Annotated in this window: 11 protein-coding genes and 1 pseudogene; 6 read left to right on the top strand and 6 right to left on the bottom strand. The window is 65.9% G+C overall.

Annotated elements, in window-relative coordinates:
- Positions 1-1,335 (bottom strand): NAD+ synthase (locus RMP08_RS01295; protein ID WP_310467140.1); only part of this gene is annotated, 1,335 nt, incomplete at its 3' end.
- Between the two features lie 101 nt (positions 1,336-1,436).
- Between RMP08_RS01295 and RMP08_RS01290 the strand changes: the two genes are divergently transcribed.
- Positions 1,437-2,372, top strand: coding sequence for a ribose-phosphate pyrophosphokinase (locus tag RMP08_RS01290; protein WP_310467139.1), 936 nt, complete (start codon positions 1,437-1,439; stop codon positions 2,370-2,372).
- Entirely contained in the window at positions 2,372-2,734 is a 363-nt protein-coding gene (locus RMP08_RS01285) for a cupin domain-containing protein (protein ID WP_310467138.1), read from the top strand. The genes RMP08_RS01290 and RMP08_RS01285 overlap by 1 nt, the downstream gene beginning before the upstream one ends.
- An 11-nt stretch (positions 2,735-2,745) precedes the next feature.
- Here the strand turns inward: RMP08_RS01285 and RMP08_RS01280 are convergent, their stop codons facing one another.
- Together RMP08_RS01280 and RMP08_RS01275 are read right to left on the bottom strand one after the other, a co-directional pair.
- Complete coding sequence (locus RMP08_RS01280; RefSeq protein ID WP_310467137.1) at positions 2,746-3,180, bottom strand: pyridoxamine 5'-phosphate oxidase family protein; 435 nt, start codon at positions 3,178-3,180, stop codon at positions 2,746-2,748.
- Between the two features lie 285 nt (positions 3,181-3,465).
- Entirely contained in the window at positions 3,466-3,888 is a 423-nt protein-coding gene (locus RMP08_RS01275; protein ID WP_310467136.1) for a glyoxalase/bleomycin resistance/extradiol dioxygenase family protein, read from the bottom strand.
- A 155-nt stretch (positions 3,889-4,043) separates the two neighbouring features.
- Here RMP08_RS01275 and rpmI point away from each other — a divergent pair, with 155 nt between their 5' ends.
- The 4 genes from rpmI (at position 4,044) to RMP08_RS01255 (ending at position 5,631) form a co-directional block, all read left to right on the top strand.
- Positions 4,044-4,247: a 50S ribosomal protein L35 gene (gene rpmI / locus RMP08_RS01270; protein WP_310467135.1), complete on the top strand. Its 204-nt coding sequence runs from the start codon at positions 4,044-4,046 to the stop codon at positions 4,245-4,247.
- A 13-nt stretch (positions 4,248-4,260) separates the two neighbouring features.
- Positions 4,261-4,638, top strand: a complete 378-nt coding sequence (gene rplT, locus RMP08_RS01265; RefSeq protein WP_310467134.1) for a 50S ribosomal protein L20 — start codon at positions 4,261-4,263, stop codon at positions 4,636-4,638.
- A gap of 219 nt (positions 4,639-4,857) precedes the next feature.
- The gene (locus tag RMP08_RS01260; protein ID WP_310467133.1) at positions 4,858-5,073 is read left to right on the top strand and encodes a hypothetical protein; all 216 of its coding nucleotides are present in this window, start codon (positions 4,858-4,860) and stop codon (positions 5,071-5,073) included.
- Positions 5,074-5,193: 120 nt separating this feature from the next.
- The gene (locus tag RMP08_RS01255; RefSeq protein WP_310467132.1) at positions 5,194-5,631 is read left to right on the top strand and encodes a hypothetical protein; all 438 of its coding nucleotides are present in this window, start codon (positions 5,194-5,196) and stop codon (positions 5,629-5,631) included.
- A gap of 57 nt (positions 5,632-5,688) precedes the next feature.
- Here RMP08_RS01255 and aceB read toward each other — a convergent pair whose 3' ends face one another.
- From aceB to RMP08_RS01240, 3 genes and pseudogenes are all read right to left on the bottom strand, one after another.
- Positions 5,689-7,257 (bottom strand): malate synthase A, encoded by a 1,569-nt coding sequence (gene aceB / locus RMP08_RS01250; protein WP_310467131.1) that lies wholly within the window; start codon positions 7,255-7,257, stop codon positions 5,689-5,691.
- Positions 7,254-7,448 (bottom strand): hypothetical protein, encoded by a 195-nt coding sequence (locus tag RMP08_RS01245; protein ID WP_310467130.1) that lies wholly within the window; start codon positions 7,446-7,448, stop codon positions 7,254-7,256. Before RMP08_RS01245 ends, aceB begins: the two co-directional genes overlap by 4 nt.
- A gap of 13 nt (positions 7,449-7,461) precedes the next feature.
- Positions 7,462-7,755: pseudogene (locus RMP08_RS01240) on the bottom strand (isocitrate lyase); the annotation flags it as partial.

The raw sequence follows: 7,755 nt of genomic DNA, 5'->3' as shown, positions 1-7,755 counted from the left end.
GCCGAGCGCGCCGTCGGGGCGGGCGCGGTTGCGCCATTTGGACAGCGCGAAGACGGTCGACTTGTAGGCATCCTTGAGGACGGAAAAACCGCCCGCCATGTCGCCGTAGAGGGTGGCGTAGCCGACCGACATTTCGGACTTGTTGCCGGTGGTCAGCAGCATGTGCCCGTGGGCGTTGGAAAGCGCCATCAGCGCGACCATGCGCAGGCGCGCCTGGATGTTTTCCGCGGCGAGGCCCGACACGTCGGGTAGCATGGCGGCGAGCGCGTCGACCGCGGGGACGATCGGGACGCTGTCGTGGCGGCAGCCGAGCAGGCGGGCGCATTCGGCGGCGTCCTCGAGGCTTTCGGTCGAGGTGTATTTGGACGGGAGCATGACGCCCCACACCTTGTCCGGGCCGAGCGCATCGACCGCGACCGCGGCGGACAGCGCGCTGTCGATCCCGCCCGACAGGCCGAGGATGATCCCGGGGAAACCGTTGCGAGTCACGTAATCGCGCAGGGCGACCATCATCGCGCGGTAGACGTCTTCCGGAAACGGATCGAGCGCGTGGGAGGCGCGGGTGGCGCAGCGCCAGCCGCCCCCGTTCTTGGCGCCCTCGCGATTCCATTCGGTGAGGAGGAGGTCTTCTTCCCAGTCGGGCTGCTGGACCACCAGTTCACCGTCCGGGTGCATGACGAAGGAGGAGCCGTCGAACGCCAGTTCGTCCTGGCCGCCGACGCGGTTCAAATAGACGAGCGGCAGGCCGGTGATGGTGACGCGGCTGCGCACCAGGCGCTGGCGCAAATCGTCCTTGTCGATCTCGTACGGGCTGCCGTTGGGGACGAGCAGGATTTCGGCGCCGGCCGCGGCGAGGTGGGCGCACACCGATTCCTGCCAGATGTCCTCGCAGATCGGCACGCCGAGTTTTATCCCGCGGAACTCGAGCGGCTCGGGCAGCGGGCCGGGAGCGAACACGCGCTTCTCGTCGAACGTGCCGTAGTTGGGCAATTCGCGCTTGAGCGTGCGGCCGATGACCTGGCCGCCGTCGGCGAGCAGCACCGCGTTGTAGGTCAGGCCGCCTTCGTGGACGAGGGTGCCGATCAGCATCGCCGGGCCGGGCGCGGCGGTGGCGTCGACCAGCCGCTCGGCCGCCGCCATCGTGCGCCGCACGAACTCGGGCTTGAGCACGAGGTCCTCGGGCGGGTAGCCGGTGAGCTGGAGCTCGGGGCACAGCAGGAGGTCGGCGCCCTTGGCCTGGTCGCGCATGGCGAGCATCGCCGCGGCGTTGGCCGCGAGGTCGCCGACGCGCTGGTTCATCTGGGCGAGAGCGATGATCAGGCGGTCGGCGGTCATCGCCAGCGCTTTAACGCCCGCGCTGCCCCCCGCAACCTTTGCGCATCCGGGCGGGGCTGGCTAAGGCGGCGCTGACGCCGCGCCTTGGGGGACCGAAACACATGAAACTGCTCGCCGGGAACAGCAATTTGCCGCTGGCCCGCTCGATCGCCGACTATCTCGAGGTCAAGCTGACCCAGGCCAGCGTGCGCCGCTTCGCCGACGAGGAGGTGTTCGTCGAGATCAACGAGAACGTCCGCGGCGAGGACGTGTTCGTGCTCCAGTCGACGTCCTATCCGGCCAACGACAATCTGATGGAATTGCTGATCTGCATCGACGCGCTGAGGCGCGCTTCGGCCAAGCGGATCACCGCGGTGCTGCCCTATTTCGGCTACGCGCGGCAGGACCGCAAGCCGGGGCCGCGCACGCCGATTTCGGCCAAATTGGTCGCCAATCTGATCACCGTCGCGGGGGCCAACCGGGTGCTATCGATCGATTTGCACGCGGGCCAGATCCAAGGCTTTTTCGATATCCCGACCGACAATCTGTTCGCCTCGCCGGTGATCGCGGCCGACATCAAGGCGCGCTTCGGCAAGCGCGAGCTGACCGTCGTCTCGCCGGACGTCGGCGGGGTGGTGCGCGCGCGCAGCCTGGCCAAGCGCATCGGCAACGTGCCGCTGGCGATCGTCGACAAGCGCCGCGAGCGCGCCGGCGAATCGGAGGTGATGAACATCATCGGCGACGTCTCCAACCGCACCTGCATCCTGATTGACGACATCGTCGATTCGGCGGGGACGCTGTGCAACGCCGCCTCGGCGCTCAAGCAGCAGGGCGCCGTCGACGTGTTCGCTTACTCGACCCACGGCGTGCTGTCGGGCGGCGCCGCGGCGCGCGTCGCGGCGTCGGAATTGGCCGAGCTGGTGGTCACCGACACCATCACCAGCGGCGAGCCCGACGCCAAGGACGGCAAGATCCGCCGCCTGACCATCGCGCCGCTGCTGGCCGAGGCGATCCGCCGGATTGCCGATGAAAGCTCGGTGTCCAGCCTGTTCGACTGATGGATCTGGAGGTCGTCCTCAAGCGGTTCGAGGCGCCGGACGAGGTCCGCGAGTTCGACTTAGGCAAATTCGAGCTGGTCAGCCTCCGCGGGATGACGATCGGGCGCGCGACCTATCAGCCGGGGTGGAAATGGTCGGTGCATGTCGGCGCCGCGCTCGGCCAGACATCGTGCCTGGTCGAGCATGTCGGGATGGTGGTGTCGGGCTGCGCGGTGGCGGCGATGGACGACGGGCGCGTGATCGAGATGCGCGCCGGCGATTTGTTCTACATTCCGCCCGGGCACGACAGCTGGGTGGTGGGCGATGAACCCTACGTCTCGCTGCACTTCATGGGCGCCGAGGATTACGCGGCGCATGACTGAGCTGGCGAAGCCTAGAGCGCGATTTCGCCTTCGTCGGCGCCGTCCCAATAATGAATGCGTTCGGCGCGGGCCTTGATCAAGGTCAGGCCGGGGGTGTCGATGCCGGCTTCGAACCAGCGGTCGAGATCCTTGACCCAATGCTCGGCGAACGCCGCCTTGTCGCGGATCAGCTCGGCGCGGCCCTCGGCCGAGATGAAAATGCCGGGTGCGCCGAGCAGCGAGGCCTTGCCCTGAAAGCCGAGCGCGACGGCGGGATCGCGTTCGATGTCGGCGACCTTGCGGGTGTCGCCGCAGGTGAAGAAGAAGCAGTCGCCGGTGAAGTCGACCTCGCGGTTGTTGCTCATCGGGCGCGCGCGCAATCCGCCGCGCTCGCCGATCGTGGTGAGCAGGCAGAAGTCAATGTCGCGCATCGCTTCGCTGAGGTCTACGATGGTCTTGTCGGGCATGGTGTTGCTCCTGGCGAATCAGGCCAGTTCAACGCCGCGGCGGCAGCGGCGTGCCGCGCTGGGGATACGGGCTTTGGGGCAGGTTCACCTTCCGACATGGCGAGCGAAGCGACGCAATCCAGAGGGTTCACACGAAGGCACGAAGGCACGAATTTAGGCACGAAGAGATTGCTTGGGCTTCGCCCGGTGTGCCTGCTCTTCGCGCCTTCCTGCTTCTTCGTGCCTTCGTGTGAAAATCTGGATTGCCGCGTCGCCACCGCTCCTCGCACTGACGGCGGGGGGCGCTTAATCCTGCTTCGGCACCGCCGGCGCGCCGATCGACCATGTATGGCCGAACGGGTCGGTGACCTGGCCGTAGCGGTCGCCCCAGAATTGGTCGGCGAGCGGCATCTTCTCGGTGGCGCCGGCTTCCAGCGCGCTATTCCACGCTGCGTCGGCGTCGCTCACCTGTAGGTGGAGGGTGACGCTGCCCGGCGGGCTCGCGGCGCCGCCATATTCGGGAAAATCGTCGTTGAGCATGAGATGGCCGCCGTTGAGCAGCAGGTGCGCGTGCATGATCCGCTCGCCCCCCTCCTCCTTGACCGCGGGCATCGCTTCCTCGGCGCCGAACGCCTTGGCGTAAAAGCCGATCGCCTCGGCGGCGCGGTTATCGCGGATGGTGAGGTGGGCGGTGACCCCGCCCGAAGGTCCTTGCTGGTCATGCGCCATGGCGACTCGCTCCTTGCCAATCGAGGGACCCGCCCTTATAGGCGCTCACCTTCCAGATCAGTGGAAAACGAACGGCCCGGCCAGTTAGGGCTGCCGTGGCAGTTCGCTAATGTCGCCCCCGATCTCAGGATCGCGCGGGCAGCAAGGAGACGAAAATGCCCAAGCTCAAGACCAAGAGCGGCGTCAAGAAACGCTTCTCTCTGACGGCCAGCGGGAAGGTCAAGCACGGCGTTGCCGGCAAGCGCCACCGCCTGATTAGCCACAACGCAAAGTATATCCGCCAGAACCGCGGCACCGAAGTTCTCGCCGACGCCGATACGGCGCGGGTGAAGCTTTGGGCGCCCTACGGCCTCAAGTAAGGAGTAGCGGGACATGGCACGCATCAAGCGCGGCGTAACCACGCGCGCCAAGCACAAGCGGATCCTCGACCAGGCCAAGGGCTATTACGGTCGCCGCAAGAACACCATCCGCATCGCCCGCCAAGCGGTCGAGAAGGCCGGGCAATACGCCTACCGCGACCGCAAGGTGAAGAAGCGCTCGTTCCGCGCGCTGTGGATCCAGCGCATCAACGCCGCGGTGCGCGCCGAGGGGCTGACCTACGGGCAGTTCATCCACGCGCTCAAGCTGGCGAACATCGACCTCGACCGGAAGGTTTTGGCCGACATCGCGATGCACGAGGGTGAAGCGTTCTCGGCGATCATCGCGCAGGCCAAGAAGGCACTGCCGAAGGAAGAGAAGAAGGCGGCCTAGGCCTCCCCTTCTAACCGAACCAAAAGGGCGCCCGGAGCAATCCGCGGCGCCCTTTTTGTTGGCGCGCAACGGTCTGCCTTTGTGGGGAAAGCAGGCATGAGTGGCTTGGACCGGCACGGATTGCGTGCGCGACAAAGCTGGCCTTGCTGCCATGAGGCGAGCGAAACACGATCGGCAATGCTACAACACGCTCGCTTGGGGTCCGCAGAGGGGATCACGATGGCCATTCGCCAAATCCGCGAGCATGTCACAAGCCATAATTGGTTCGCAGTTTTGATCGACGTGTTGATCGTTTTCGTGGGCGTGTTCCTTGGTATCCAGGCAAATAATTGGAACCAGGCGCGCCTGACCGAGACGGCGGCCAGAACCGACCGTATGCGGCTGATCGAAGACTTGCGGACTAACGAGATCGATCTCGCAGGACGGCAACTCTAATACAAAAGCGTCCGGCATCATGCGCTCAAGGCGCTTGAAGGATTTTTGTCGCCTGATGCGGACATCGGCGAGGGGTTTCTTGTCAACGCTTACCAGGCCTCACAAATTAGGCAGCGGCCAATGCGTCGCTTCACCTACGACGAGCTCGTCGCGACCGGCGGTCTCTCGCGCATCGGCGACCAGCAGCTGCGCGAGCGGCTTGACCTTCATTATCTTGGCTTGCGGACGATCGACGCAAATATCAGGGATGTTCCTCCCTACCGCGACCGCATTCGCCGAGAGATGCCTTACTCGGTCCAGGAGAGCATCCGCTCCCGGTGCGGCGAACAAGTTCGAGAGGTAGAGGGTGCCGTGATCCGAACGCTTCCGGCGTCGTGCCAGGCCGGCATGGAGAGGAAGTTGATCGCCAGCGCCGTGGAGCAATTGCGCGCCGCTTCCGGAATGGATCGCGACCTGACCCGGTACATCACTGACATCGATCAAAAGCTCGATGCTTACGAGCTCGCCCAACGTGGCTCACGCGAAGTGCGTCAAGAACTGCAACGGTCGTTCCGTTGAGATATTGAACGCGCGTGGAGGGGGGACTGTCCGCCGTAAGTCGAATGTCGACGTGGTTCAGTCGAGCAGTTCGTAGGCCGGGAGGGTCAGGAATTCCTCGAACTCTTCCGCGGTCACCATCTGGCGGAATAGCGCGGCTGCTTCCTGGATGTTCGGCACATCGGCGAGGCGGACGAGTTCGGTGTCGAACAGGCGGTCGAACAGGGGGCGGGTGAAGGTCTGGCCATTCGACAGCGGCGCTTCGAAGCGCAGCCATTGCCATAGTTGCGAGCGGCAGATTTCGGCGGTCGCGGCGTCTTCCATCAGATTGTAGAGCGGCACCGCGCCCTTCCCGCCGAGCCAGGCAGCGAGATATTGGACACCGACGCGGATGTTCTCGCGCGCGCCGTCCTCGGTCCGCTCGCCCGTATGCAGCTCGAGCATTTCCTCGCGGCCGGGGATGTTGTCCGGGATTTTGTCGAGCTGGTTGGGGCCGGGCATCGCTTCGAAGGCCTCGAGCGCGACCGCGACCAGCGCGGGGTGCGCGACCCAGGTACCGTCGTGGCCGTTGGCGACCTCGCGCTCTTTATCGGCGCGGACCTTTTCCATTGCCAACTCATTCGCCGCCTCGTCGCCCTTGACCGGGATGAACGCCGACATGCCGCCCATCGCGAAGGCGCCGCGGCGGTGGCAGGTGGCGATCAGGCGCAGCGAGTAAGCGGCGAGGAAGGCCTTATCCATGGTCATCGCCGAGCGGTCGGGGGTCAGGCGGTCGGGGGTGCGACCGAGGCGCTTGATCGTAGAAAAAATATAGTCCCAGCGGCCGCAGTTGAGGCCGACGATGTTTTCTTTGAGCGCGTAGAGGATCTCGTCCATCTCGAACGCTGCGGGGATGGTTTCGATCAGCACCGTGACCTTGATCGTCCCGCGCGCGAGACCGAGGCGTTGCTCGGCATAAGCAAACACGTCGCTCCATAGCGCGGCCTCGTGGTGGCTCTCGAGCTTGGGGAGGTAGAAATAGGGGCCCGAGCCGGCGTCGAGCGCGGCGCGGGCGTTGTGAAACAGATAGAGGCCGAAATCGACCAGGCCGCCGGCGACCGCGCGGCCGTCGACAGTAAGGTGACGCTCGTCGAGGTGCCAGCCGCGCGGGCGGACGAGCAGCACCGCGGGGTCGTCGCCGATCGCATAGTGCTTGCCGCTGGTGTCGTCGGTGAAGTCGAGGCGGCCTTGCCAACGGCCGCGGAGGTTGGCCTGGCCCTGGATCAGTTCGTCCCACAGCGGCGCGGTGGCGTCCTCGAAGTCGGCCATGAACACCTTGGCGCCCGAGTTGAGCGCGTTGATGATCATCTTGGCGTTGGTCGGCCCGGTGATCTCGACTCGGCGGTCCTGGAGGTCGGCGGGAATCGCGCCGACGGTCCATTCGGCGTCGCGGATGTCTTTTGTTTCGGAGAGGAAATCGGGCAGCTCGCCGACATCGAAGCGCAGCTGGCGCTCGGCGCGGGCGTCGAGCAGGGCGCGGCGGCGGGCATCGAAGCGGACGTGGAGCTCGGCGATGAAATCGAGCGCGTCGGGGGACAATATGGCGTCGGCCCCGGCGACCGCCGAGGGCGCGGCCGCGACGCGCGGCCGCTCGATCGTATCGTTCACACGCGCGCTTCTTGGGCGCTCACGTAGCGGGTGGTCGCGGCGCAGCGGTCGCGGAAGGTCAGGCGCTGCCACTCGGTGCGCGCGCGCATCGCGTCGGGGAACGGGCCGGAAATTTCTTCCGTGCCCGGGACCACTTCGTCGAATTGGCAGTCGCGGTATTCGCCGCCGATCACCCAATAACGCTGTGCCATGCTGCTCACTCCCTTACTCGGCCGCGACAAACTGGGCGGCTTCGGTGGATTCCTTGAGGGCCACGGTCGATGCGGCGCCGGCCGAAATGGCGGTGGCGATGGCGTCGAAGTATCCGGTGCCGACCTCGCGCTGGTGGCGGGTCGCGGTGTAGCCGTCGGCCTCGGAGGCGAACTCGGCCTGCTGCAGCTCGGAATAAGCCGACATGCCGCGGTCGCGGTAGCCGCCGGCGAGCTCGAACATCGCATGGTTGAGGCTGTGGAAGCCGGCCAAAGTGACGAACTGGAACTTGTAGCCCATCGCGCCCAG

This window comes from Sphingomonas sp., from assembly GCF_031426035.1.
Taxonomy (GTDB): Bacteria; Pseudomonadota; Alphaproteobacteria; order Sphingomonadales; family Sphingomonadaceae; genus Sphingomicrobium.
The sequence above is the reverse complement of the archived record's forward strand: the minus strand, read 5'-3'. Positions and strand labels throughout refer to the sequence as shown.

What these genes read in the sequence shown, in the direction of transcription:
- RMP08_RS01245 (WP_310467130.1), bottom strand. Translation starts at nt 7,448, where the DNA reads ATGGCACAGCGTTATTGGGTGATCGGCGGCGAATACCGCGACTGCCAA.
- rplT (WP_310467134.1), top strand. Translation starts at nt 4,261, where the DNA reads ATGGCACGCATCAAGCGCGGCGTAACCACGCGCGCCAAGCACAAGCGG.
- RMP08_RS01285 (WP_310467138.1), top strand. Translation starts at nt 2,372, where the DNA reads ATGGATCTGGAGGTCGTCCTCAAGCGGTTCGAGGCGCCGGACGAGGTC.
- RMP08_RS01280 (WP_310467137.1), bottom strand. Translation starts at nt 3,180, where the DNA reads ATGCCCGACAAGACCATCGTAGACCTCAGCGAAGCGATGCGCGACATT.
- RMP08_RS01290 (WP_310467139.1), top strand. Translation starts at nt 1,437, where the DNA reads ATGAAACTGCTCGCCGGGAACAGCAATTTGCCGCTGGCCCGCTCGATC.
- RMP08_RS01260 (WP_310467133.1), top strand. Translation starts at nt 4,858, where the DNA reads ATGGCCATTCGCCAAATCCGCGAGCATGTCACAAGCCATAATTGGTTC.
- RMP08_RS01275 (WP_310467136.1), bottom strand. Translation starts at nt 3,888, where the DNA reads ATGGCGCATGACCAGCAAGGACCTTCGGGCGGGGTCACCGCCCACCTC.
- rpmI (WP_310467135.1), top strand. Translation starts at nt 4,044, where the DNA reads ATGCCCAAGCTCAAGACCAAGAGCGGCGTCAAGAAACGCTTCTCTCTG.
- RMP08_RS01255 (WP_310467132.1), top strand. Translation starts at nt 5,194, where the DNA reads ATGCGTCGCTTCACCTACGACGAGCTCGTCGCGACCGGCGGTCTCTCG.